The sequence below is a fragment of the Turicimonas muris genome, from assembly GCF_002221595.1.
Lineage (GTDB): Bacteria > Pseudomonadota > Gammaproteobacteria > Burkholderiales > Burkholderiaceae_F > Turicimonas > Turicimonas muris.
This window is the reverse complement of sequence record NZ_NHMP01000005.1, coordinates 160,037-184,151: the sequence shown is the minus strand read 5'-3', so window position 1 is coordinate 184,151 and position 24,115 is coordinate 160,037. Positions and strand designations below refer to the sequence as shown.

The window sequence follows — 24,115 nt, the reverse complement described above, 5'->3', positions numbered from 1 at the left end:
TGTGAAATGAACGGTGCAGTAAGGCCGTTGTCAGCAGGAACCCAACGAGACCTTCTACAACAATAGGCTACGGCTGTTGTAGTGGTGGTAGGGAATCCTCTTCGTTCACGAAGAGGAGGATGTCAATGCGCGTTTGTTAAACCTCACACGCCTCTTCAAGAATTCAGTTTCACCCATAGGCCCATTTTTAGCGAGGCAGAAGCCATAAATGGCTAAAAAAGAACAAACTAGCAAGACTTATAAGGGATTTGTCATTATGGAATACAAAGACTATTACAAGATCTTGGGCGTAGAAAGAGATGCCTCCGAGGCTGATATTAAAAAGGCCTTCAGAAAATTGGCACACAAGTATCACCCTGACGTATCTAAAGAAAAAGATGCCGAGGCTAAATTTAAAGACGTAAACGAAGCCTATCAAACCCTCTCCGATCCTGAGAAAAAAGCAGCGTATGACCAGCTCGGACAAAGACGAGAAGGAAGCAATTTTGAGCCTCCTCCGGGTTGGGGCGGCTTTGGCGGTTTCGGGGAAGGAGGTGCTTCAGGCTTTGATTTCGGCGGCGCAGGATTCGATTTCGCTGATTTGTTTAGCTCCATGGGAGGCGCCAGAGCATCCCGACAAAGAGCGATGGCTGGCGAAGATTTGGAAGCTGCCGTGGAAATTACACCGGAACAGGCTTTCAACGGCACTTCCGTAAGTCTCTCTTTGAGAGAACCGGAACAGCAGCCTGACGGCACTGTTCGCCATGTGACTAAGACATTGGAAATCAAGGTTCCTGCCGGAACAATTGACGGACAAAGGATGCGCTTGGCCGGCAAAGGCGGTCTCGGTTATAACGGCGGTTCAAACGGCAACCTTTATATCACTATCAATATTATTGAATCCGGTCGCTTCAAGGTAGAAGGACGCGACGTTTATTTGTCAGTTCCGCTTGCTCCGTATGAAGCGGTTCTCGGTGCAGAAGTCGTTATTCCGATGCTTTCCGGCAAGAAGGTATCCGTGAAGGTACCGGCCGGTGCCAGAGCCGGCCAGAAGATTCGCTTAGCCGGTAAAGGCTTCCCGAATAAGAAGGGTGACCCGGGCGACTTCTACTTGGTGCTTTCCATCGCGGTTCCTCCGAAACCGACGGATGAAGAGAAAGAGCTCTACAAGAAGCTCTCTGAGATTTCAACATTTGATCCGCGGGCCGATCTTTAAGGAGCGAAGAATATGAGTAAAGCATTAGTTACACAGATTCAGACCACTTTCGAAACATTGGATGTCGATGAGCTCCAAAAATTGAGCGGTATTCCGGCAGATGTATTCAATGAGCTCAGAGAGTTGGGTGCTTTGGATGAATTTTTCCGAGAAGGGGTTCTTCCGGCAAACACGGTGGTGGTTTTTAAGAAAGCCGGAAGATTGAGGAAAAGCTTCCAGCTTGACGCAAATTCACTGGCTCTCTTGATTCACTTCATCGGTGAAAGCCAAGAGTTGAGGAGACAAATAAGAAAGATATACAGGACAAATCCTTATCTATGATTGAGCGATTTAGCGTATTTTCCTCAATCTGAGATAATGTCGTCTGATTAAGAGGAAAATCGTGGACATCTCTCTAAGAATAATAGCAATACTACTTTTAGTTGCTGCAGGCGGTTATTTCGCTATTGCAGAAATCTCTCTGGCGGGCTCGCGTAAAGTCCGCCTAACTCAGCTTGAAGAGCAGGGCGATGAAAGGGCCCGCTTGGTTTTGAAACTACAAGAAAAACCCGGACCTTTCTTCTCTGTTATTCAAATCGGCATCAATGCGGTAGCCATTCTCGGCGGTATCGTAGGCGAGCCGACTTTTACTCCGGTTTTCGAAAAGTTATTGGCGCCGATTTGTCCGCCTGAAATGCTTTCGACAGTTTCATGGCTTGCTTCCTTCGTGCTGGTCACCTTCATGTTCATTATGTTTGCTGACCTGATTCCGAAGAGAGTGGGACTGAGCAGGCCGGAATCAATATCTGTGCGTCTTATCCGCTCGATGTTGTTTCTGATAACCATCCTCAAACCGATGGTTTGGCTGCTGACGGTGGTATCCAACGCCATCATGAAGACCTTGGGTCTGCCGACAAAGAGCAATAACAAACTTACATCAGAAGATATTGTCGCTACCGTTGAAGCCGGAGGTGCGGCAGGCGTTCTCGCTCCGAGTGAGCAAGCAGCTATTGAAAACGTGATGGACTTGGAAAGCCGTTTGGTTCCAAGCGCCATGACAGCACGTGAATTCGTGGTTTACTTTACGCTCAATGAAACCTACGAGAGCATCTGCAAGAAGATTGCAGACAGCCCGCATAACAAGTTTCCTGTCTGCGACAGAGACATCGATCATGTTATCGGGTACGTAGATTCCAAAGATCTTCTGCGCCGGGTTATTGAAGGACGTTCCTTTTCTTTGAAGGACGAAAATTTCATCGCCCCGCTTCCTGCGGTTCCTGACTCTTTGTCTCTTTCTGAAGTTTTGGAAATGTTCAAGAACAAGAGAGCAGACTTTGCAGTTGTTGTAAATGAGTACGCACTTACGGTTGGTGTAATAACTCTCAACGATATTATGAGTACGGTGATGGGCGATTTGGTCCAGACTCCGGAAGAAGCCCAGATCGTTCAGAGAGAAGACGGCTCATGGCTGATTGACGGTTCTACTCCGATTGATGACGTTGAAAGAGTTTTTGATTTCGGACAGCTCCCTGACGATGAAACTTATGAAACCGTTGCCGGATTTATGATGTATATGCTCCGCAAGGTGCCGAAGCTGACAGATAAGTTCATTTATGAAGGCTATAAATTCGAAGTTATCGACGTTGAAAGGAATCGTATTGACCAGATTCTTGTGACCAAAGTTGATGAAGCAGAGCATCCTTCGGAAGGAGCAACTGCGAAGTAGCGAAACGAAATAGCTTGGAACTTAACAAGCGCAAACAAAAACTGAAGCCGAAACAGCTTCAGTTTTTGCTTTTAGGAGTCGGTCTCCTGTAATTTTCTTAGATCTTTTTACCGGTCGAGTTTTTGTGTCGAGATTAAGTTGTGGACGCTTAGCTTTAGGCAAACGCTTTCCAACGGATGAATTCTTTTTTCTCTAGGCTAAAGACCAAAGCCACTCTAATGAGAGTTTTGTCCAAAAGTGAGTATCCGTACCGCCTTTCTCTAATTTGTTCTATGGCCTCACGAAGCAGTCTTTCCGAATTTTCTCCTTCTTTGGCAACTTTGAGCTCGAATAACCAAACTTTTTCGCCTGCGCGAACCTCTAAATCGCTTCGACCGTGAGCATTGTGATGTTCAACGATAGGTTCCAATCCTGCGCCTGAAAAGAAAACCTGGATGAATGCACGTAAAGATGCCTCGTTGCGGACTGGATAATTCACGTAATCCAACGAAGCAAACAAACGATTAAGCATGCAGACGATTGATTCCGCGCCTTTTGTCTCAAGTCTATGAACTATCCTATCAGCACCTGCCTGTTCCAAGGTTTTTCCAGCAAGAAGCTGTTCGATATAAAGTTGAGCCATTGCGGTCCTAACTTCTGAGTTGGGATATCCCACATATACCGTTTCTCCTTCCACCTTCTTAATGGTTAAGTAGCCGGTTTGTGTCAGTAAGCCAATATCAGACAGGCTATTTGGATCAGATGCTCCGCTTAAGACATTTATAGAAACCGTCTTTTCTTTGCCATATTCTTTCGGATTACGTAAAGAATGAGACTGCAGATATTTTTGCAATACGTTGGGCTTGCCTCCGCTTTCAAACCAGTAATCTACGAAACCTGACCGAGGATCTTCAAAAAAGTTTAAAAGCGACCACGGAGCAAATACTTTTTGAGAAGCATCTCTATCAAAACAAAAGCCGTCGTATTGGCGAGCTAACTCAGCAAAGAGCTTCTCTTCCTTCTCTTTCACAATTGTGGCCGATTGGACTAAATAATCTGCAAAATATGCTTTTACTTCGTTGTGCGTATATCCAAGTAAAGTACCGTATTCTGGAGATAAAGAAATATCCGAGATATTGTTGAGTTCCGAAAAGATACTGGTTTTATTGAACGTAGTGATTCCAGTGATGAAAATAAACCTAAAAGCCGCTTCATTCGCTTTGAGAGCTGCATAAAAACTCGCAAGCTTAAGCCGCACCTCATCAAATAATTTGAAGTCGTTCAAGCAGGCGGTCAAAGGAGCGTCATACTCATCTATTAGGAGAACCAAACTGTTTGTAGGAAGAGTGGCAAGGCAATCGGATAATTGGTCCGACATCGAAAAAAGTTCACTAATCTGATATTTCAGCCCCACCGGATTAAATTTTCTTGCGATCAATGCGGTGAGTTTTTTGGCAAATTCGTCGCTTGAGCGAAAGTCACGTATTTCTGAAAAGTCTAGCCGGACTACGTTATAGGTTCGCTCATCTTTCCATAGTTTTTCAATTTTCAGATTCCGGAAGTATTGCAGGCCATTTTTAAATAAAGACTCCAATGTAGAGATTAACAGAGACTTTCCAAATCTCCTTGGCCGGGTTAAAAACAGTTTTCTTCTTTTGGATGCAAGCCGAAAAATGAAATCAGTTTTGTCCACGTATATTTCCCCGGCTTCTCTGAGCGCCTCAAAAGAGGATGTGCCCAAAGGTAAGTCTTGCAACGTGTCTTTTCTCATTTTTCTCCGCTTTGTTAGCGTAGGATTTCCTTAGAAGAACAGGTCTAAGAGCGGCTTTTATGGCCGCACTTATGACACTTTATATTATCTGTCCTTTTGATAGCTCAGGAGCCAAAGAGGCTGACACAGATTCTCTTAAGCCTCTTTGCCGGCCGAGGTTTTCCGTGCGGTTGTTGTTCTCTTGGCACCGGTTCCGGCAGCTCTCGGTTTCTTTTCTTCAAACTTGAAGCCGACTTTGCCGCCTTTTTCTAAAACCAAGAAGGCAGAGAACGGACGTTTAGTTCTATTGGAGACAAAGGCGGTTAGAAGATCAGTGCTACCTGTCTCTAATAGCTTCTTCATCTGAGCTTCGTCAATCGGCTGCTGAAGAATAACCTTTCCGCTTCTGAAAGTGCATTTCTTCTTAGCTTCAGGATTCAGGGCATCTTCGCAGGCGTAGGCAGTTTCGGTTTCTAATACTCTCTTGCCGCAGACGGGACATTTTCCGATGACCGGAAGGGAATTGATGTCGACCGGTGTCTTAGGTTCGTCCTCTTCTTTGTTGCCGAAATCAAAATCAAGCTTGTAATCAGGGGCCGGACCAAGTTTAAGAACGGCAGAGAAAGGACGTCCCATCTTGCTGATAAATCCGTCGAGAGGTCCGATGCTTCCTTTTTCAAAGAGTTCATCAACTTCTTTGGCTTCCAGCATGCGTCCGCCCGGATGTTTAGTAATGCTGTAATCACAGTGAGAGCAGGCGAAACGCTTGTAATGTTCAACCATCGGTGAGTGGCACTTGGGACATTTAGCATGAAGCAGCATCGGTTGTTCAATAGGTACGGTGTCAGCCCCATAGCTCTTCGCTTTATCAACGATCTGCGTTGTCAACTCAGCAATGCCCTTCATGAATTCATTGCGGGAAAGTTTTCCTTTTTCGATCTGGGACAGTTGATATTCCCATTCACCGGTGAGTTCGGCTTCAGATAAGACGTTGATGTTTAAGCCGTGAAGCAGCGTTAAGAGCTGCTGAGCTTTCGCTGTCGGAACAAGTTCGCGGCCCTCGCGGATCATATAGCTTTGCAGAACCAGCCCTTCGATAATAGCGGCTCGTGTAGCCGGCGTACCGATGCCTTTTTCACGCATCGCGTCGCGAAGCTCTGCTTCTTGGATTTCTTTGCCGGCGTTTTCCATTGCGCTCAAGAGAGTCGCTTCAGTGTATCTGGCAGGCGGTTTTGTAGCGAGCTGCTGAGATTCAATGTGCTCGACGGCAGCAGGTTCATTCTGTTGAATCGGAACCATCACTTCCTGTCCGACGGCATCCGCGCCTTTACCATAAACGGCTAACCAGCCCGGGCTTTCTAATACTTTTCCTTCAGAGAGGAAAGAGTACTTTTCTACATCGGTGATGCGGGTAATGTTCTTGAACTGTGCTGGCGGGAAGAAAATGGCTAAGAATCTCTTGACCACTAAGTCATAAATCTTCTGTTCGGCTTCGCTTAAAGAAGCAGGAACTTTCTGTGTTGTCGGAATAATTGCAAAGTGGTCGCTGATCTTGGCGTTGTTGAAGATCTTCTTATTGAACGTGACCCAGTTGTTCTTCAGAACTTCTTTTGCAAATTGTCCCCAAGGAGACTCCACCAGCATGTGCATGATTTCTTTGACGGAAGGGATGTAGTCTTCCGGAAGAGCACGGGCATCTGTTCTTGGGTAGGTCAACACTTTATGTTTTTCATAAAGAGCCTGAGCAATAGCTAAGGTTGTCTTAGCAGAGAATCCGAATCGCTGGTTTGCTTCTCTTTGCAGAGTGGTCAAATCATATAAGAGCGGACAGCTGGTTGTTGAAGGCTTGAAAGTTTCGGTTACGACACCGGTCTTGCCCTGACAGGCATTGACGATTTTCTGTGCTTCTTCCGCATTCCATAGGCGATCCGCTTTTAATGTGTTGTCATCGCCTTTCTTAAAGTTAGGGTCAAAATACTTACCGTGATAAGAGCCTGACTGAACGCCGAAGTCAGCATGAACTTCCCAATAATCTTTAGGAATGAAGCTTCTGATTTGGTTTTCACGTTTGACGACCAGAGCCAGAGTCGGAGTCTGCACACGGCCGACGGTAGTTAAGAAGAAACCGCCGTCCTTGCTGTTGAAAGCGGTCATGGCGCGTGTGCCGTTGATGCCGACAAGCCAGTCTGCTTCAGAGCGGCTCTTAGCAGCGTCTGCTAAAGGCTGCATTTCTGCGGCTGTACGTAAGTGATGGAAAGCCGTGCGGATGGCTTCTTTGGTCATGGATTGAAGCCAAAGTCTTTCGGTCGGTTTTTTAGTCTTTACTGCTTCAATGATGTAACGGAAAATGAGTTCGCCTTCTCGTCCTGCATCGCATGCATTGACAATTTTGTCTACATCTCTTCTCTTAATTAATTTGGAGAGTGTTTTGAGCTTGGCTTCGGATTTCTTTATGGGCTGAAGTTCAAAGTGAGGCGGAATTACAGGAAGATGCGCAAAACTCCATTTTCCTCGTTTGACTTCATACTCTTCAGGAGCCTTGATCTCCAATAAATGACCGACTGCAGAGGCGACGATGTATTCGTCGCCTTCATAATAATCGGTGACCTTTTTGAGGCCGCCTAAGGTTTTTGCAATGTCAGTCGCTACGGAGGGTTTTTCCGCGATAACCAATGTCTTGCCCATCTTTTATCCTGCATAAATGTGGTTTCTTTTTTCTAAATTAGCACCTTTTCAAAGAGTTGTCGAAAATTCCCCAAACCCATAACTCTTAATTAAGTCACGAAATTTAGGAGGTGTGATTGTTTGCAAGAATTCTTCTTTTTCTGATTAGATCTTTTTTCTTGGCGGACGAAGAAAGGCTTTTTTTGCTTAATAGAGGCAGATCAAAGATTTTTTCTATCTCGTACCTAGTATGATCTCGAGAAAAATATTATGGAGGCCTTTAATGGCAATACTTCCTATTCTTAAATATCCGGATGAGCGTCTTAAAACGAAAGCCGCTACCGTCACGGAATTCAATGAGGAACTGAAAAAATTAGCTGCCGATATGGCAGAAACAATGTACAAAGCTCCCGGTGTTGGTCTTGCAGCCACCCAGGTTGATAAGCACATTCGTCTGATCGTTATTGATATTACGGAAGAGAAAAACGATTTGAAGGTTTTGATTAACCCGGAAATCGTCTCAGCAAGCGAAGAGTTAAAACCTTGGGAAGAGGGCTGCTTGTCTTTGCCCGGTATTTACGACAAAGTTAAAAGACCGGCTGAGGTCGTTGTCAGAGCTCAGGATTTGGACGGCAATACTTTTGAAATGGCTTGCGACGGCTTGCTTGCCGTTTGTGTTCAGCATGAAATGGATCATTTGAACGGTATCGTATTTGTTGATCACTTGAGTTTGCTCAAGCGCAGCCGTATCTGCACAAAAATCAGAAAACAAAGAGCCGAAGAAGCTAAAGCGGCTAAACACAAAGAAGATTAATCAGTTCTCTGCATCCCAAACATGTTTGGCGATGGCAGAAGAAATCTCTTCGTAGTGTATCGGAGGAAGGTCATGGCCCATCAAAGGCATGACCTTTAATTTTGCGTTCGGAATAAGGTCGGCCACCTCTTTACCTGCGCTCAGCGGCAGCAAAGGATCATCCTCGCCGTGAATGACTAAGGTTGGAGTACTGAGGCGTGACAACTGAGCTGATCTGTCTCCGCTGGCTAAAATGGCCAAAAGCTGCCTTTCCGCTCCCTTCGAGTCAAAAGGAATTTGGCTGGAGTCTCGCAGGAGTTTTTCTTGTTCTTCACGCGGATATTCATATTTAGGACTTTTAAGAGTATTGAATACGCGGCAGAAATGCTCGAAGAGCTTCTCCGGGTTATCAGGTTGTTCCGGATGCATAAACAAAGAGTAAATGGCTTTAACCTTGCCTGTTCCGGTTCTAGGGTTTCCGGAAGCCGACATAATGGAGGTCAAAGATTTCACGCGGGACGGACGAATGGTTGCCGTTACCTGTGCAATCATCCCTCCCATAGAGACACCGACCAAGTGGGCCGAATCAATCTTCAAATAGTCCAGCAGCTCAACCAAATCCAAAGCCATGTTCTCTAATTTATAAGGGGCTTTGACAGGAAGCCTTAATAACGCTCTGCCGATGGCAATTGGAACGGATTGAAAATTCTTATCGGTTGGGAAATATTGCGAGTGACCAACGTCTCTATTATCAAAGGTAATGACTCGAAGTCCTTTTTTGACTAATAGGCGCAAAAGTTCTTTCGGCCAAGAATGCTCACTCATGCCGAGCCCCATAATCAGGACGACTGTGGGAAGGTGCTTATCTCCGTACTCGTGGTATGACAAAGTAACGTTTTTTAATTTAGCAACCGGCATGAAAGTAATCCAAATCGAGCCATACTTGATGTATTAAGCTTCCATTGTCCTACAATCTGAGAACAAAATCTCTGTCGGAAAGAAATTCTTTCCTTTTCAAAAGGTGAACTACATGAAGATTGTTTTTGCAGGCACGCCTGAATTTGCCGCTTATGCCTTAAATAAATTAATAGAAGAAGGGCACGACATAAGAATGGTCCTGACGCAGCCCGATCGTCCCTCCGGCAGAGGACGTAAATTAAAAGCGAGCGCAGTCAAAGAAGTTGCACTTAAGGCGGGTATTCCTGTTGAAACGCCTTTGACATTCAGACGAGCCAAAGGCGGAGAAGAAACCGCTGCGGTTTACGACAAACTGCGCGAAATTGATCCGGACTTATTAATCGTTGCTGCTTACGGTTTGATCCTTCCTCAAGAACTGCTTGAACTTCCGAAAGGAATTTGGAGCGAATATCCGAATCTGAAGGCGGTCAATATCCACGGCAGCTTGCTGCCTGATTGGAGGGGCGCGGCTCCGATCGCCCGAGGTCTTGAAAAAGGCGATAAAAAAGCAGGCGTAACACTAATGCAGATGGATGTCGGCCTTGATACCGGTCCGATGCTCTACAAAAAAGCTATTCCGATCACGGAAGAAGATACCGCCGGAACACTGACCGAAAAAGTTGGAAAGCTCGGTGCGGAGATGCTTGTTGAATATTTGAAAGACCCGACAAAATATCCGCCGGTGGTTCAGCCCGAAGAAGCTTCTTATGCCAGCAAGCTGGAAAAGGCCGAAGGCGTTATTGATTGGAATCAGCCGGCTCAGGTCATCGTTAACAAGATTCGCGCTTTTAATCCGTTCCCCGGGACATCTTTCAAACACGGTGAGACTAACTTGAAAGCTTGGTTTGCCGTATGCGAAAAGGACAAAGAATACAAAGAATCGGCCGGAACCGTGCTCTCGGCAGATGCTAAAGGAGTTCGCGTCTGTGCTGGCGACGGCAAAGTCGTTTGCCTTAAAGAATTGCAGAGACCGGGCGGAAAGAAATTGCCTGCAAGAGAATTTTTAGCCGGTCATCCCATTAAAGAAAAAGAACTGTTGGAATGAGTAAAGTAGCGTTGTCGACGGCTTTAATGGAAGCCGCTAAAACTTGGCAGAAAATTAAAGAAGGCTCCTCAATTGACGGAGCTCTCGGACAAATAAAGGGCGAAATTAAACCGGCTGTCCAAAGCTTGGTGTATGCCGTGGCCCGAAGAAGAGTTCTAACTCAATGGATTCTCAAGAAGTTGGCTTCTAAGCCGCCTAAACCTTTGCTCTCTTCACTGTTAGAGGTAGCCTTTGCCCAAGCCGTACTTAGCGAGAAGAAGCCTTTTACCGTTGTTGATCAGACCGTCCGGGCTGTTAAAAAAGATCCGAGTCTGGCTAACGCGGCAAATTTTGCTAATGCTGTTCTCAGAAAGTTCTTAAGAGAGCAGGAAGCCCTCGTTGCTGAAGCAATGAAGAACGATGAGGTTAAATTTAATGCACCTGCCTGGTGGATAAAAAAATATCGTTTGATTTTCGGTAAAGATGCCGATGCAGTTTTATCTTTACAGCAGAAGCATCCTCCGTTGGTGCTTCGAGTTAACCGCAGAAGAATCAGTCCCGAAGATTATCTAAAGAAGTTAGAAGAAAACGGGATCAAAGATGCGCTTCGCGTCGGCCAAGACGGCATAGTGTTGTTTTCGCCCAGACCCGTCTCGGATATCCCCGGATTCTTAGACGGAGAGGTTTCTATTCAGGATGCGGGCAGTCAGCTTGCGGCTCAAATCTTAAATCCTTCGGACGGCATGGTTGTGCTCGATGCCTGCGCTGCTCCGGGAGGCAAGACGGGACATCTGTTGGAAATGGCCGATGTTGATTTAACGGCGATAGAAAAGGACCCGGTGCGCACAAAACGAATCGGAGAAAACTTGGGCCGATTGGATCTGAAAGCAGAAGTTCGAGTCGCTGATGTCGGTGATGTGGCATCTTGGAATGTAGAAAAGAAACTTTTTGATCGCATCCTTTTAGATGCTCCTTGCTCAGCTTCAGGGATTTCAAGGCGTCACCCTGATATTCCGTGGCTAAAAGATTTGAGCGATGTGAAGAGCTTGGCAAAGACTCAAGCGTATTTGTTAGATAAAATGTGGTCTATATTGGCAAAAAAAGGCAGACTGCTTTATGCGGTTTGTTCTGTTATGCCCGAAGAAGGGATCGACCAAATTAAGGAATTTGCGGCTTCACATCCGGATGCAAAACTTGTACCTTTTAAAGGAGCTCCTGAAGGATGGATAAGACTGTCCCCGCATGAGGACGCTCCTGATTTGGAGTTTATCCCTTGGGTAAGAGACGGTTTTTTCTACGCACTTTTTGAGAAAATTTAATGAATATTTTACACAGGCGCTTTGTTCGACAAACAGCTGCGGGGCTGATCGCAGCTGCTATGGCTGTTAGTGCCTGTGCAGAAGGTATTGTGCCCGTGCATGCGGAGGTGTCTGCGATTCAAGATTCCTCCAAAGCCATTTACTTTGACGGCTCCTTTGAGTTGGAGCTGGCTCCTGAGGTCAAAGAAGTTCTTGAAAGAGGAGTTCCTCTTAACTTCAATCTGGAAGTAGAAATCTTCAAAAATCGCTGGTATTGGTTTGACCGTGAGATCAGTAAGGTCACTGAAAGAATTCGTCTCAGTTATAACCCGCTGACCCGTCAGTATCGTGTCAGTCTCGGTGGGATGACTCAGAACTTTGACAATCTCGATCAAGCCATATTTTTCATGACCACGATTTCCAAACTGTACGTTGCGCCGTACAGGGATATCAACTCGGATGACTATGAAGTCCGAGCCCGTTTCTATTTGGATACGGAAAGACTACCCAAGCCTTTCCAGGTAACGCTCAAGAAAGATGACGGATGGAATTTAGATTCCGGATGGTTTGACGTGACGATAGTTCCCGCTAAGGAGTAACCGTGTCCAAGTACTTGAGGCTTGCGCTCCTGATTATGGTGGGAGTCAGCTGTATCCTGCTTTTTTTGCTTGTGAATGCGAGCCGTAACAGCGGCTTCTTTGAAAAGTACTATCAGCTCCTTTTGTGGGTCAACACCGGGGTCGCTGCAATTTTTCTGGGACTCGTCGCCGTTCTTCTTACCCGCCTCTATCAAAGGGCCCGTAAAAAGAGATACGGCGTAAAAATTCTTTCTAAGTTCGCTTTTGCCTTAGGTTTGGCAGGCGTTCTCCCTGGTGTTCTTATCTTTTTAGTTTCCGTGCAGTTTCTCTATGGCTCCGTAGATTCATGGTTTGACCGAAAGGTTGAGCGAGCCTTAGATTCCGGTTTGACGCTTGGTAGAGAAGTTCTTGAGAACTATCAGTTTTCCTTGTTGAACCGCGCGCGAAATCTCGCAGTTGAATTGGCGGAAAGTCCTCCCGCAGAATGGGTGTCGCGGCTAGACAGTCTTCGCGAAAGAGAGAATTTATCCGAGGCGATGATTGTGACCTCCCGCGGTAGATTGATAGGGGTCAGCGGAGCCTCCTTCAATACCTTAGCACCAGTCGTTCCTTCGATAAGAAATTTACAAACTGCACGATCTGAGGGTCACTGGGAGGGACTGGAAGAAAAAGAGGGCGGTACTATTCAGGCCAAAGCGATTGTACTGATTCCGACGGTTGAGCTGCCGGCCGCTGCCCCGCTGTCTTTGCTTCCCAATGCCGGTTCTCCGAGAAGCGAACGTTTTACGTTCAACAGAAACGGTTTTGAATCTTCCAATCAGACGGGAGAAGCTGTTTTTTTGGAGGTGGTGGACAATATTCCTCCGTCATTGGCTCATAACTCCGAAGTGCTGATGAACGGCTACCGCGACTACCAAGAAATGGTTCTGGCACGCGGAGGGTTGCGTTCCATTTATTTGATAACTCTGACCCTGGTTCTTTTGATGTCGATGTTCGCAGCGATTGCTTTATCCGTCATTATTGCGACCAGAATCACAAAACCTCTGATGATTTTGCTTGAAGGTACCCGCAGACTGGGAAGCGGCCATTATGATTTATTGCCCGAATCCAAGACTAACGACGAAGTCTCGGAATTGACGCGCTCTTTTAACATCATGACCACGCAGCTGGCTGACGCTCGCAGAGACATTGAAAAGCGCGGCGAGGAGCTCGAGCAAGCCAAGGATTATCTGGAAAGTATTCTGACCAAGATGTCTTCCGGCGTAATCGTTGCGGATGAATGGTGGAACATTGTTTCTGTCAATGCTAGTGCCTCTTCGATTCTTAAAATCGATTTGGCGGCCTATCTCGGCGAACCTTTGCAGGATGTTCTTCCTGATTTTATTGAGCCGATAAGACAAGAAATCGGCAAGCCAGTTAACGGCAAATATCCGGATGTTTCCGTTCAAAGCGAATTTGTTGTGAAATCCGGTAAGAAACATCAGCGTATTTTTTTGTTCACCAGAGGTTCGACTCTTTCCCTCGGAAGCCGTGAAGGATACCTTTTGTTGTTTGACGACATTAGCTCCTTAGCTGCCGCCCAAAGAACCGAAGCCTGGGCTGAAGTTGCGCGCCGCTTGGCTCACGAAATTAAGAATCCGCTGACGCCGATACAGTTAGCCGCTGAAAGGCTTCAGATGAAGCTTGAGACCAAAGTCTTCGGCAAGGACGAAGAGATTCTTCAGAAGGCTACGAGAACTATTGTCAACCAGGTAACGGCTATGAAGCAGATGGTCGACGACTTCCGTTTGTATGCGAAGATCGGCTCTCCTCGATTCGAAGAGATCAATTTGGCTGAGTTTGTCCAGGAAGTAACCAACCTTTATTTGGCCGGAGATATTCATCTTCATTTGGACTTGGATTCGACAGTTCCGCTGATCGAGGCCGATGCCAACATGCTCAGACAAGTGCTTCACAATCTCATTTCCAACGCGATGGAAGCTGCTCCCGATAAAGAGGCTATGCGTGTGGAAATCAGGGTCGCAAGAGAGTATGAGCTTGGAACAAATGTTGTGGACGGCGTCAAGCTTGAAGTCATTGACAACGGACCGGGTTTTGCCGCTCAAATTCTGGAGCATGCCTTTGAACCATATGTAACGACAAAGACCTCGGGCACGGGACTTGGGTTGCCGATGATAAAGAAAATTGTGGCCGAGCACCGAGGCACGGTCGGCGTAGAAAATATAGTGGATGAACAGGGGCAAATATTAGGTGCAAGAATAACGATTATCTTCAGACAGCTTGCGAACTGAAGGAATTAGGAAAATCGTCATTCTTTGTTTAGAATGCCTTATAAATAGTCGAAAATAAAACGATATGGCAGTAATTTTAGTAGTTGATGACGAAGTAGGGATTAGGGAACTTCTTTCTGAGATTTTGTCTGATGAAGGTTATTCTGTGCTCCTGGCAGAAAACGCCGGTGCAGCGAGAATTGCTATCAATAATCGGCCCGATTTAGTATTGCTGGACATTTGGATGCCGGACAACGATGGAGTTTCACTTCTGAAGGAATGGAGTTCGACAGGCAAGCTGACGATGCCCGTGATTATGATGAGCGGACATGCCACTTTGGATACCGCCATCGAGGCAACAAAATTCGGCGCCGTAGACTTTTTGGAAAAGCCGATTGCTCTTTCCCGCTTAATTTCCTCGGTAAAAGCGGCTCTCGAAAAGAATTCCGTTGAACCCAAGATCGGTACAAACCGTGCTCCTCAGCCTCGTCAGCCACTCCAGCCTCGTCCTCAGCCCGGCTACGGTACTTATCAGCAGCCAAGACCTGAGCCTCAGCCCCAGCCGGTTCAACCTAGAATTATTGAACATAAGCACGACTCTCTTACTTCTATGATGGCGGCTATTAATTTCAATGATCCGCTAAGAGAAGCAAGAGACCAATTTGAGAGGATTTATTTTATGAATCTTCTTAGAAAAGAAAGTAATAGTATGACGAAGGTTGCAAGCGCCGCAGGTTTAGAGCGTACGCATCTTTATCGTAAGTTGAAACAACTTGGTTTAGACATTGGTCGGGCCGGAAGATCTAAAGAGCGCAACGACGAGTTTTCTGAAGGCTGAAGCCAAAGCCATTTGAGGACAACATGAGAATACTGATCCTTGGAGCGGGGAAGGTTGGTGCTTCAGTAGCGGGAAACCTAGTTTCCGAGTCTAACGACATCACCATTGTCGATAAAGACAAAAATAAAATTAACGAAATCCAAGGAATGTATGACCTGCAGGGGATTGTTGGAGACGCAACGTCCCCGTCAGTTTTGGCCGACGCCGGCGCGGCTGATGCCGATATGCTCGTGGCCGTGACTGCCAGCGACGAAACCAATTTAGCCACAACCTTAATTGCTGAACAGCTTTTTAATATTCCGGCACGTATTGCCCGCGTTAGAAACGAGGAATTAAGAGAGTACCCAGCGCTTTTATCGACTTCCGGTTTTAGAGCAACTTCCGTGATTTGGCCGGAAGAGGCGGTAACTAACTCAATTGTTCAGCTCATTCATTATCCAGAAGCTCTTCAGGTTATCGATTTTTCTACGGCTGACTTGATTTTGGTCTCTGTTAAAACGGATGCCGGTTCTAAAATGGCTGGCAAGACCGTAGCTGATATTCATCAGGTTCTGCCTGATGCTAAGGTGCAGATCGTCTCTATCAGTCGCCAAAAGTTCAGCGTTACTAACATTAGGCCAGACACCGTAATTAATCCGGGAGACGAAGTTTTCTTCTTGACGCTTAAATCCGAGGCATCGAATATTATTCGTGTCTTCAGACAGAAGGTCAGAAGATATGATCGAATCATGATAGCCGGCGGCGGCTCTCTTAGCCTGCAGCTGGCACGAGCACTCGATAGTTCCGAGACCGCTAACGGAGATAACTACAACATTAAAATTTTGGAAGGCGATCCTTCACGCTGTCAGTATCTTTCTGAACATTTGTCGAGTTCCGTTTTAGTATTAAACGGCGACATGACAGATGAGTCGCTCTTCATTAACGAAGGTATTGCCAATATCGACGTATTTATTGCAGTTAGCAACGACGACGAAGATAATTTCATGAGCTGTTTGTTGGCTAAGCGCCTTGGGGCTCACTGTACTATCGCTCTGATTAACCGTTCGAGCTATATTGACTTGATTGACTCCACCGATATTGATATTGCTTTTTCCCCCACAGAGTCAGTGCTGTCTGACTTGCTTCGCCATATTCGTCAAGGAGACGTGGTTTCGGCTCATACACTGCGGAGAGGAGCTGCGGAAGCGATGGAAATAGTGGCTCACGGAACGTCTAAAAACTCTAAAGTAATCGGTAAACCCGTCACAAAATTAAATCTGCCACATGGCGTGACTATCGGTTGTATTGTTCGAAAAGAAGATGACTCTCAAGAAGTCTTGATGGCTTCTGAAAAAGATTTAAGCATTGAAGACGACGATCATGTCATTATTTTTGCCGACAGTCGCCAACAGGTACCGGAGATAGAAAAACTCTTTGCTCCATCTGTGGGATTCTTCTAAGGAGAGCCGCAGATGCATCCTATTCTCCGTTTAATGCTCCTGCCGGTCCTTAATGTTTTAGGTCCGATTATTGTGGGATTTTCTTTTGCGATGTTGATCCCGCTGATTTTGTCTTTTTGGAAAGAAGACGGGGCATTTAACGGATTTTTGATTTCTTTCCTGATTACATTTTTTTCCGGCGGAATTCTTTGGTTATCCACAAGAAGTTTTAGAAGAGAGCTGATTCCCCGAGACGGATTCCTGTTGGTAACAATGGCGTGGGTTTTCTTAGCCTTTTATGCTACGCTGCCCGTCTATCTCACTATCCCGGATTTGCCTTTTACTCATGCTTTCTTTGAAGCCGTTTCCGGGATTACAACTACCTGTGCGACGATTCTTCGAGGGCTTGATGATCTGCCGATGAGCGTGAACTTTTGGAGGTGCTTCCTGGCGTGGTTGGGTGGTATCGGTATTCTGGTGATGGCCGTGGCAGTTCTTCCGCTGTTGGGCGTCGGTGGTGCCCAGATCTTCCGGGCGGAAAGCACGGGGCCTTTGAAGGAGGGGCGCCTTACGCCAAGAATCTCGGACACGGCTAAGGCCTTCTTCAATATTTATTTTGCGATTTCCGTTCTTTGCGCAATCTGCTATCACATGGCCGGTATGGACTGGGACGATGCCATTATGCATACGTTCACAACGGTGTCTTTGGGAGGGTTCTCCAGCCATGATGCCGGGTTCGGATATTGGTCAACCAGGGCCGTTGACTATGTGTGTGTAGTCTTTTTGCTTATCGGCGGCATCAACTTCTCCATGCACTTCCTCGTATGGAAAAAGCTGTCTCCGATGCTCTACTTCAAAGACGTTGAAAGCTGTGCATGGCTTTTAACAGCGTTAGTCCTTACTCTTTTATCGACGTTCTTATTGGTTTCTTTTGAGACTTACGTCAATGTCGGAGATGCGTTTTACTATTCAGTGACCAACGTCATTTTTGTGATAAGTACCAGCGGTTTTGCGAACACAAACTATGGAGACTGGCCTTTAGTAGTTCAATTGTTGGCTTTGTTCGGCTCGAGCTTTGCTACTTGTGCCGGTTCTACCGGCGGCGGCATCAAAATGATCCGTGCGATTGCTTTGGTGAAACAGGGCGGTCTCGAATTTAAGAAGATTTTGCATCCGCGTGTCATTGCTCCGTTGGTGATTGGGAACAAACCGATTAGCAACCAGGTTATATTCGCGATTCTTTCCTTCTTAATGCTCTATATTGCGATTGCCTTCTTGAGCACGATGGTTTTCCTTCTGACAGGCTTTGACGGCCTTACAGCGTTTTCTACCGCGATTAGCTGCTTAAATAATCTTGGTCCTGCGTTAGGAAATTTGGGGCCCGCCTATAACTTCTCGTCTTTGACGGATTTCCAAGTCCTCTTCTGTACGTTTTTAATGATTATCGGACGTTTGGAACTATTTACGGTACTCGTTCTCTTTACCAGAGGTTTCTGGCGAGCTTAAACTTTAGTTCGGTGCTGGTAAGGGTAATCAATGCAAAAACCGGATACGGAAAACACAATCAGGAGTAAGCATGTTTAGAAGAAATTGTTTGGCTATGGCCTTAATGTCTGTTTGCGGAACGATGGTTCATGCAGCGGAAAAAGTTGGAATCAAACCGGAGACTGTTCCGGGACGTGCAGATTATCCGGAACTACGCGCGGGTACACAGCTCGACCATCTCTATGAATCTATGTTGGCTAACGGATTCGGCATAAGCAATCCGAATATCGGTAAAGATAAGCCTGTAGTCGTCATTGTTTCTGACACTCAGTGTCCGTGGTGCAGCAAGTTGTGGAGTGCAGCAAAGCCGTTGCAAAACCAAGTGAACTTTATCTGGTTTCCAATTCCTGTTCTACGTGATTTGAGTATCGATCAAGCTGCTCTTATTCTTTCCTCTGAAGAACCTTGGGATGCCATGCAGCACCATGAAGATCACTTTAAGGACAAAGATTTTCGAGGTATTAATCCTGTCGGAACAACGGTCGATAAGAAATACAGAGACGAAGTTTGGACCAATGCCAAAATAGCTCGTTGGTCCGGCTTAACAACAGTGCCGCTTGGTGTATTTAAAAATTCCTCCGGCAAATACATTCCTATCCCTTCCGGAACTGATACCGAGCACATAAAAAAGATCGTCGGCATTGAAAAAGATGTAAAGGAACTGCAATAGAAGGCCATACGGATATAAAAGAAGCTCCATTCTAAGATGGAGTTTCATTCACCATAGCAGACTTTCATTCCCTACGGAACTCCCCAAGTAACAGGAGCATCTTCTTTAAGAGAGCGTTCAAGCATTTCAACAAAGGGGTAAGCTCTTTGAGTAAAATAGACAGTTTGTTCCATCGCCGATTTCTTCTCTTTGTCTAAATCTTTTCCTTCTCTGAAGGCTTTGTCTTCCTTGGCTTTAACCTCTTTCAGAAGTTCTTTTTCTTTTTCAATTCTGACCTGAAGAGCCTTAAGAGCGGCAGGAATCTCTTCAGGCGTTATAACTCCGCGGATGCCTAAAGGTTTGCCAAATACTTTAAAGATTTCCTCAGCTGTTTCGCGAAACATATAAATCTCGCCCGCTGCTCTAGAACGGAATGTGATGATTGCCATTCGGAATCCTCCATAAAAACTAAAAATTTCAAGTAATGCTTTTCGTTTTATAAGTTTTCTGAAACGGGAAGCAGTTAAATATGTTCAAATGATTTTACTAGGAGCGAAAGAGACCAACCAAACACTGTAGCTTTTTCAGGTTCAAAAGTATATGATACAAGGCGGAAGTGCTTCCTTTAAAGAGCCCAGATCTTTAGTTTATGGCTGCCTTACATTTAATCCTGTAACCGTTTGCAGAAAATAACAAGTTAAAAATCCATCAATTTGGTAACTTCTCCTTCATAGCGGCGAAGAGATTTTCTTCGGCTTTCACTTTTGCCTTCATAAGATTTCAGAGGTTATTTCTGACCGGAAAAGGATGAACAGGCAGAGAATTTCTTGTATGCGGCGTCGTTGAAGGTACTCAAGGTTGTTCTTTTTCGGTTTTATACCACTCCTGAATTGAAAACTTTGTCTAAAATTAGTGTGATTCTGAAGGAGTATTCTTTGTGAAGACAGGTTTTCTACTCGTGGCTCATAAGCCCTTAGCCTCGTCGTTTAATTCAGTTGCTAAAGAAATTTTTGCTGGACTGGAGGCTGTGGAGGCAGTGGATATAGATTCCGACGAAGATCGGCAATTGCAGCAAGAGCAACTCGAAAGAGCTTGGAATGCTATAGATGCGGACCAGAAAGTCGTTCTGGTTGATGTTTTTGGTGCAACGCCCGGCAATGTCGTTTGCGCCTTTGCAAAAGAAAAAAATTGCGAATGCATCGCTCCGTTGAGTCTCCCTCTTCTCATGAAACTCCTTTGCTACAGAAATCAGCCTCTGAAAGTATTGCTGGAGAAGGCTTCTGAGGCAGCACAAATCGCAACGAGAACAACTAATGAAAACAATTAAAGTTACCGTCTTGAATAAGCTAGGTCTGCATGCCCGACCGGCTACTAAATTAACTCAAAAAGCTAATGAATTTCTCAGTTCTTTGAAGATCACCAATGGCCGTAGAGAGGTTAACGGTAAGTCCATCATGGGAGTGATGCTGATGGCCGCTTCTCGGGGAACTGAGCTGACTTTAATCGGAGATGGTACCGACGAAGATGAGATGCTCTCGGAACTCAAACAGATGTTTGAAGATAAGTTTGGTGAGGCTCAGTAAGCCATGACGGAAAGCAGCGCAACAGGCAGAAAGGAACTTAGCGGAATAGGCGTATCTAGCGGACTCGGTTTCGGCAGAGCGCGCGTAATGGCGATGGCTCCTTTACAGCTCCCTCAGTATTCCATCGCTCCTGACCAAATAGAACCAGAAAAGGAAAGATTGGTTAAGGCTATTGCCTCCGTTAATAAAGAAATTAACCGTATGCTCTCCAGAACGCCGAAGAGAGCCCCGAAAGAGCTGAAGTCCTTCTTGGAAATGTTCAAGATGCTTATCAATGATCAAACCATGAAAGAAGAGGTTGATCATATTATTGCTGAGCGCTTGATTAATGTGGAGTGGGCTTTGGCGCAGCACTTGGAAGAGGTAAAGACAGTCTTCGAGAACATGACCGACTCTTACTTGGCAGAACGCGGGGATGATATTGAACATGCCGTCAATCGTCTGCAGGAAGAGCTTCTCGGAAAGGGGAGACGGCTTCAGGCCGAAGTTAGAACGGCCTTAGAAGAAGTCATCCTTGTTACGAACGACCTATCTTTGGCGGACGTGATTTGGCTGACTGAATATGAAGACCTTGACCTGGTGGGCATCATCACAGAGAAAGGCGGTCCGACTTCCCACACTGCAGTGCTGTCGCAGACATTGTTTATTCCTGCCGTTGTTGGGGTTGCAGGAGCAAGAAGTCAGATTCAAGACGGCGATCAACTATTCGTAAACTCTAATACCGGAGAAATTATCTGTAATCCTTCATCTGAAGAGATTCTGGAAATTACTGCTCAAGTCCAAGAGCAGGAAGAGCTTTACTCTGAGTTCTACCGAGCCCGTAGACGTGTCGCAGAAACAAAGGACCAAAAGCATAAGGTTAAGCTTCTGGCCAACATCGCCATGGTTGCCGGCTTAGATGAAGTCTTACATCAGGGTGCACAGGGCGTCGGGCTTTTCCGCAGTGAATATCTGTTCATGGGAAGAAACCGTTTGCCTGACGAGGAAGAGCAGTATGAAAGCTACAAAGAACTTATCGAATCAATGGGCGGCAGGCCCGTAACTATTAGAACCTTGGATGTTGGAGGAGATAAACTTCTGACCCATGAGGCGAAGGCGGCTAACCTTCCTCAGACTGCTCTAAATGAAGAGGAAGAAAATCCGGCTTTGGGTCTGAGGGCCATTCGTTTTACCTTGGCTAATCCTTCCCTTTTCTTAACTCAGATAAGAGCCATTCTCCGCGCAGCATATAAAGAAAACGTCAAGATTCTGCTCCCGATGGTGACTTCCATAGAAGAAATTATTGAGGCAAAAAGATATATCGAGACGGCAAAGGCACAGCTTTCTGCAGAAGGAAAGCTCTTCAATCCTGAAGTTCCGGTTGGGATTATGGTAGAAGTTCCGGCCGTTGCCATTCGTCCTGAACCATTCCTTCGAGAGGTAGATTTTGCGTCATTGGGAACCAACGATTTGGTTCAATATACGTTAGCCGTAGACCGCGGAAACCCATCCGTTGCCCCGATTTACAGCGAGTATCACCCGGCCGTCCTCCATTTGATTGCCAATACGGCAAAGATGGCTCAGAAGCTCAATAAACCGCTTTCAGTGTGCGGCGAGATGGGCGGAAAGAAAAATTTTGCTCCGTTCTTTGTCGGTTTGGGATTTGAAGAACTTTCGATGGCTGCGATGCAGATTCCTTCCGTCAAAAAACAGATTAGGAAATTGACTCTGGAAGAGTGCCAAAAGTTTGTCAAGAATCTGCTGAGAAAAAATACGTCTGCTGAAGTAAAGACAGCAATAAACAATTTCATGGCTAAACACGAGGATAAAAATGTCAATTAAAAACGATGCTCTGACGATGGAAGAGTTCGAGGAGATGGAACGCCTGACGGAAGCAGTAGCTCAGGAAGTCGGACCGCATGACATCGATGCTTCTTTTTTGGACGGCTTTTTAACCGGATGGGCTCTTTTGCCAGATGCTCCCGGACATCGAGTTTGGATTGAAGCAGTATTTGCCAAAGATGGGAAACCTATTGCTGAAACTGAGGACTTCAAGAAGCTCAGAAAGCTTCTGATGAAGAGATATAAAGAAATCAACGAACAGCTTAAGAATTCTCAGGTTGTTGATCCGGTACGCTTTGAACCGGAAACTGAAGAGCTGCTTGCTGAACCTCTGGAAGAACAGCTCAGCTACCTCAGCCCCTTTGTTAATGGTCTCTACAGCGCCATTTACGACATCCCGAATAACTTGAACTTCAATGACCTGGATTCCGTTTATCCCTTAGTGGTAGGCACTTCTAATCTGGAATCCATCTTAGGCAAACCGCAGAATGAAGCCGGAGAAGAAGTCGAAGAAACGGCTATCATATATGACGATTTCTATGATGCGCTTGAAGGTGTTGTGAACAACGTAGCTATTATGGCAAAAGGTATGAAAGGTTATCCTCTTCCGCCGGATGTAGAAGAGAAGTTGGCCGAGGAAGAAGAACCTGAAAGTTAGTGCAGCGGATTTTTCTTTTGCAAATAAGCAATAAGAGGAATCAAAACCAGGACGGGGAGGCCGAGCAGCGCAGTACCGATAAAGAAATTGCTGTATCCGACGGCTTCCACGATTACTCCCGAGAATCCTGCTAGGAATTTCGGCAGGATGAGCATGATTGAGGAGAACAGTGCGTACTGAGTCGCTGAATAGGCAACGTTCGTAAGCCCGGAGAGATAAGCCACAAATGCGGCGCTGGCCAAACCTCCCGCAAGGTTATCGGCACTGATCGTGAAAATCAGGAAGGTTACGTCATGGCCGATGGTAGCGAGCCAAGAAAACAAAAGATTTGTTGCAGCAGATAGAACTGCACCCAAGAACAAAGTTTTAAGAACCCCAATCTTGAGGACGACAGCGCCTCCTAAGAAAGCTCCTGCCAAAGTCATGATGACGCCGAAGATTTTAGAAATAGCAGCAACTTCTTCTTTTGAATATCCTAAGTCCCGATAAAATGGATTGCTCATGACTCCCATCACAACATCGCTGATGCGGTATGTTGCAATCAGAAGAAGAATTGCAACGGCGTGCCAGCGGTAGCGAATGAAGAAATCATAAAGCGGAGTAAGACAGATAACTTTTAGCCATCCGATAATTTTGGAGGCCGGAAGCGGAAGGTTAGGATGTGCACGGCAAAATGCATCGATTGCGGTTTTGTTTTGAGCCAGTTGCTCTGCTTTATGTTCTTTGTCGGCCTCATTGGGAGGCGGGGATAAAAGCGTTGTACAGAGGCCTACCGCCATAGAAGCTGCCATTACTGTGTAAGCTACTGTCCAGCCGAACTGATCGTAGGTAAGGGCGTCGTCAGCCCTTGAAGCAAAGGCAGCAATGGCAAAAGCTCCTGCGCCGGCCCAAATCATGGCTAAGCGATAGCCCGTTTGATAGGCAGCTGCCAGCGCGCCCTGGTATTCTTCAGCGGCGCTTTCGATTCTATAGGCATCCAATGAGATGTCTTGAGTAGCGGAAGCAAAGGCGGTCAGCCCCGCAAAGATGCCTAATTGAAGCAACTGGTTTTGCGGATTGCTGAAAGCCATTCCAAGCAGTCCGAGGACGATGAGAACCTGAGAAAAAGAAAGCCACGCTTTGCGCTGACCTAGTTTTGCGGTCAGGTAAGGAAGGCTGATATTGTCCACAAGAGGGGCCCACAGCCACTTGCATCCATAGGCCAATCCAAGCCAAGACATAAAGCCAATGGTTTTTAAATCAACTCCTGCTTCTCTAAGCCAAAAGCCTAGCGTTCCTAACACCAAAAGAAGAGGAAGGCCGGCGGAAAACCCAAGCAAAAACATCCTCAGACAGACAGGCTGAAGATAAATCTTAAAGAGGGATTTCCAAGAAGCAGAACCAGACATAG

21 protein-coding genes are annotated in these 24,115 nt (G+C 46.0%); 16 read left to right on the top strand and 5 right to left on the bottom strand.

What is annotated here, in order from left to right; genetic code table 11:
- Positions 1 to 208 precede the first annotated feature (208 nt).
- The 3 genes from ADH67_RS09425 (at position 209) to paeA (ending at position 2,900) form a co-directional block, all read left to right on the top strand.
- A complete protein-coding gene (locus ADH67_RS09425) occupies positions 209 to 1,195 on the top strand; it encodes a DnaJ C-terminal domain-containing protein (RefSeq protein WP_236578575.1) in 987 nt (328 codons plus the stop codon).
- 12 nt (positions 1,196 to 1,207) lie between these two features.
- Positions 1,208 to 1,516 carry a hypothetical protein gene (locus ADH67_RS09420; RefSeq protein ID WP_066594514.1) on the top strand — a complete coding sequence of 103 codons (309 nt, stop codon included), beginning with the start codon at positions 1,208 to 1,210 and terminating at the stop codon, positions 1,514 to 1,516.
- Positions 1,517 to 1,577: 61 nt separating this feature from the next.
- Positions 1,578 to 2,900 carry a polyamine export protein PaeA gene (gene paeA, locus ADH67_RS09415; RefSeq protein ID WP_066594513.1) on the top strand — a complete coding sequence of 441 codons (1,323 nt, stop codon included), beginning with the start codon at positions 1,578 to 1,580 and terminating at the stop codon, positions 2,898 to 2,900.
- A 154-nt stretch (positions 2,901 to 3,054) separates the two neighbouring features.
- Here the strand turns inward: paeA and ADH67_RS09410 are convergent, their stop codons facing one another.
- Together ADH67_RS09410 and ADH67_RS09405 are read right to left on the bottom strand one after the other, a co-directional pair.
- Positions 3,055 to 4,650: an AAA family ATPase gene (locus ADH67_RS09410; protein WP_066594512.1), complete on the bottom strand. Its 1,596-nt coding sequence runs from the start codon at positions 4,648 to 4,650 to the stop codon at positions 3,055 to 3,057.
- Between the two features lie 135 nt (positions 4,651 to 4,785).
- Positions 4,786 to 7,314: a DNA topoisomerase III gene (locus tag ADH67_RS09405; RefSeq protein ID WP_066594511.1), complete on the bottom strand. Its 2,529-nt coding sequence runs from the start codon at positions 7,312 to 7,314 to the stop codon at positions 4,786 to 4,788.
- Positions 7,315 to 7,576: 262 nt separating this feature from the next.
- Here ADH67_RS09405 and def point away from each other — a divergent pair, with 262 nt between their 5' ends.
- A complete protein-coding gene (gene def / locus ADH67_RS09400) occupies positions 7,577 to 8,107 on the top strand; it encodes a peptide deformylase (protein WP_066594509.1) in 531 nt (176 codons plus the stop codon).
- On the opposite strand, the gene ADH67_RS09395 is transcribed toward def, so the two are convergent.
- The gene (locus ADH67_RS09395; protein ID WP_066594507.1) at positions 8,108 to 9,004 is read right to left on the bottom strand and encodes an alpha/beta fold hydrolase; all 897 of its coding nucleotides are present in this window, start codon (positions 9,002 to 9,004) and stop codon (positions 8,108 to 8,110) included.
- A 112-nt stretch (positions 9,005 to 9,116) separates the two neighbouring features.
- On the opposite strand from ADH67_RS09395, the gene fmt reads away from it, so the two are divergent.
- The 8 genes from fmt (at position 9,117) to ADH67_RS09355 (ending at position 18,684) form a co-directional block, all read left to right on the top strand.
- On the top strand, positions 9,117 to 10,088 hold the full coding sequence (fmt, locus tag ADH67_RS09390; protein ID WP_066594505.1) for a methionyl-tRNA formyltransferase: 972 nt from the start codon (positions 9,117 to 9,119) through the stop codon (positions 10,086 to 10,088).
- The gene (gene rsmB / locus ADH67_RS09385) at positions 10,085 to 11,386 is read left to right on the top strand and encodes a 16S rRNA (cytosine(967)-C(5))-methyltransferase RsmB (protein ID WP_066594503.1); all 1,302 of its coding nucleotides are present in this window, start codon (positions 10,085 to 10,087) and stop codon (positions 11,384 to 11,386) included. The genes fmt and rsmB overlap by 4 nt, the downstream gene beginning before the upstream one ends.
- The gene (locus ADH67_RS09380; RefSeq protein WP_066594501.1) at positions 11,386 to 11,964 is read left to right on the top strand and encodes a DUF4390 domain-containing protein; all 579 of its coding nucleotides are present in this window, start codon (positions 11,386 to 11,388) and stop codon (positions 11,962 to 11,964) included. Before rsmB ends, ADH67_RS09380 begins: the two co-directional genes overlap by 1 nt.
- 2 nt (positions 11,965 to 11,966) lie before the next feature.
- Positions 11,967 to 14,234 (top strand): ATP-binding protein, encoded by a 2,268-nt coding sequence (locus ADH67_RS09375; protein ID WP_066594499.1) that lies wholly within the window; start codon positions 11,967 to 11,969, stop codon positions 14,232 to 14,234.
- Between the two features lie 64 nt (positions 14,235 to 14,298).
- The gene (locus ADH67_RS09370) at positions 14,299 to 15,051 is read left to right on the top strand and encodes a response regulator (RefSeq protein ID WP_066594497.1); all 753 of its coding nucleotides are present in this window, start codon (positions 14,299 to 14,301) and stop codon (positions 15,049 to 15,051) included.
- A 23-nt stretch (positions 15,052 to 15,074) separates the two neighbouring features.
- Positions 15,075 to 16,490, top strand: a complete 1,416-nt coding sequence (trkA, locus tag ADH67_RS09365) for a Trk system potassium transporter TrkA (protein WP_066594495.1) — start codon at positions 15,075 to 15,077, stop codon at positions 16,488 to 16,490.
- 12 nt (positions 16,491 to 16,502) lie between these two features.
- On the top strand, positions 16,503 to 17,975 hold the full coding sequence (locus tag ADH67_RS09360) for a TrkH family potassium uptake protein (protein WP_066594494.1): 1,473 nt from the start codon (positions 16,503 to 16,505) through the stop codon (positions 17,973 to 17,975).
- A 70-nt stretch (positions 17,976 to 18,045) separates the two neighbouring features.
- On the top strand, positions 18,046 to 18,684 hold the full coding sequence (locus ADH67_RS09355; protein ID WP_066594492.1) for a thioredoxin domain-containing protein: 639 nt from the start codon (positions 18,046 to 18,048) through the stop codon (positions 18,682 to 18,684).
- 71 nt (positions 18,685 to 18,755) lie between these two features.
- Here ADH67_RS09355 and ADH67_RS09350 read toward each other — a convergent pair whose 3' ends face one another.
- Positions 18,756 to 19,112: a DUF1840 domain-containing protein gene (locus ADH67_RS09350; RefSeq protein WP_066594490.1), complete on the bottom strand. Its 357-nt coding sequence runs from the start codon at positions 19,110 to 19,112 to the stop codon at positions 18,756 to 18,758.
- 488 nt (positions 19,113 to 19,600) lie between these two features.
- Between ADH67_RS09350 and ADH67_RS09345 the strand changes: the two genes are divergently transcribed.
- The 4 genes from ADH67_RS09345 to ADH67_RS09330 are packed head-to-tail and all read left to right on the top strand — an operon-like array spanning position 19,601 to position 22,725.
- Positions 19,601 to 19,990, top strand: coding sequence for a PTS sugar transporter subunit IIA (locus ADH67_RS09345; protein ID WP_066594488.1), 390 nt, complete (start codon positions 19,601 to 19,603; stop codon positions 19,988 to 19,990).
- Positions 19,977 to 20,246: an HPr family phosphocarrier protein gene (locus ADH67_RS09340; protein ID WP_066594486.1), complete on the top strand. Its 270-nt coding sequence runs from the start codon at positions 19,977 to 19,979 to the stop codon at positions 20,244 to 20,246. The genes ADH67_RS09345 and ADH67_RS09340 overlap by 14 nt, the downstream gene beginning before the upstream one ends.
- Positions 20,247 to 20,249: 3 nt before the next feature.
- Entirely contained in the window at positions 20,250 to 22,067 is a 1,818-nt protein-coding gene (gene ptsP, locus ADH67_RS09335; RefSeq protein ID WP_066594484.1) for a phosphoenolpyruvate--protein phosphotransferase, read from the top strand.
- On the top strand, positions 22,057 to 22,725 hold the full coding sequence (locus tag ADH67_RS09330) for a UPF0149 family protein (protein WP_066594482.1): 669 nt from the start codon (positions 22,057 to 22,059) through the stop codon (positions 22,723 to 22,725). The genes ptsP and ADH67_RS09330 overlap by 11 nt, the downstream gene beginning before the upstream one ends.
- Here ADH67_RS09330 and ADH67_RS09325 read toward each other — a convergent pair.
- Positions 22,722 to 24,113 (bottom strand): AmpG family muropeptide MFS transporter, encoded by a 1,392-nt coding sequence (locus tag ADH67_RS09325; RefSeq protein ID WP_066594480.1) that lies wholly within the window; start codon positions 24,111 to 24,113, stop codon positions 22,722 to 22,724. The genes ADH67_RS09330 and ADH67_RS09325 overlap by 4 nt on opposite strands.
- Between the last annotated feature and the right edge of the window lie 2 nt (positions 24,114 to 24,115).

What these genes read in the sequence shown, in the direction of transcription:
- ADH67_RS09425 (WP_236578575.1), top strand. Translation starts at nt 209, where the DNA reads ATGGCTAAAAAAGAACAAACTAGCAAGACTTATAAGGGATTTGTCATT.
- ADH67_RS09420 (WP_066594514.1), top strand. Translation starts at nt 1,208, where the DNA reads ATGAGTAAAGCATTAGTTACACAGATTCAGACCACTTTCGAAACATTG.
- ADH67_RS09410 (WP_066594512.1), bottom strand. Translation starts at nt 4,650, where the DNA reads ATGAGAAAAGACACGTTGCAAGACTTACCTTTGGGCACATCCTCTTTT.
- ADH67_RS09405 (WP_066594511.1), bottom strand. Translation starts at nt 7,314, where the DNA reads ATGGGCAAGACATTGGTTATCGCGGAAAAACCCTCCGTAGCGACTGAC.
- def (WP_066594509.1), top strand. Translation starts at nt 7,577, where the DNA reads ATGGCAATACTTCCTATTCTTAAATATCCGGATGAGCGTCTTAAAACG.
- ADH67_RS09395 (WP_066594507.1), bottom strand. Translation starts at nt 9,004, where the DNA reads ATGCCGGTTGCTAAATTAAAAAACGTTACTTTGTCATACCACGAGTAC.
- fmt (WP_066594505.1), top strand. Translation starts at nt 9,117, where the DNA reads ATGAAGATTGTTTTTGCAGGCACGCCTGAATTTGCCGCTTATGCCTTA.
- rsmB (WP_066594503.1), top strand. Translation starts at nt 10,085, where the DNA reads ATGAGTAAAGTAGCGTTGTCGACGGCTTTAATGGAAGCCGCTAAAACT.
- ADH67_RS09380 (WP_066594501.1), top strand. Translation starts at nt 11,386, where the DNA reads ATGAATATTTTACACAGGCGCTTTGTTCGACAAACAGCTGCGGGGCTG.
- ADH67_RS09370 (WP_066594497.1), top strand. Translation starts at nt 14,299, where the DNA reads ATGGCAGTAATTTTAGTAGTTGATGACGAAGTAGGGATTAGGGAACTT.
- trkA (WP_066594495.1), top strand. Translation starts at nt 15,075, where the DNA reads ATGAGAATACTGATCCTTGGAGCGGGGAAGGTTGGTGCTTCAGTAGCG.
- ADH67_RS09360 (WP_066594494.1), top strand. Translation starts at nt 16,503, where the DNA reads ATGCATCCTATTCTCCGTTTAATGCTCCTGCCGGTCCTTAATGTTTTA.
- ADH67_RS09355 (WP_066594492.1), top strand. Translation starts at nt 18,046, where the DNA reads ATGTTTAGAAGAAATTGTTTGGCTATGGCCTTAATGTCTGTTTGCGGA.
- ADH67_RS09350 (WP_066594490.1), bottom strand. Translation starts at nt 19,112, where the DNA reads ATGGCAATCATCACATTCCGTTCTAGAGCAGCGGGCGAGATTTATATG.
- ADH67_RS09340 (WP_066594486.1), top strand. Translation starts at nt 19,977, where the DNA reads ATGAAAACAATTAAAGTTACCGTCTTGAATAAGCTAGGTCTGCATGCC.
- ptsP (WP_066594484.1), top strand. Translation starts at nt 20,250, where the DNA reads ATGACGGAAAGCAGCGCAACAGGCAGAAAGGAACTTAGCGGAATAGGC.
- ADH67_RS09330 (WP_066594482.1), top strand. Translation starts at nt 22,057, where the DNA reads ATGTCAATTAAAAACGATGCTCTGACGATGGAAGAGTTCGAGGAGATG.
- ADH67_RS09325 (WP_066594480.1), bottom strand. Translation starts at nt 24,113, where the DNA reads ATGTCTGGTTCTGCTTCTTGGAAATCCCTCTTTAAGATTTATCTTCAG.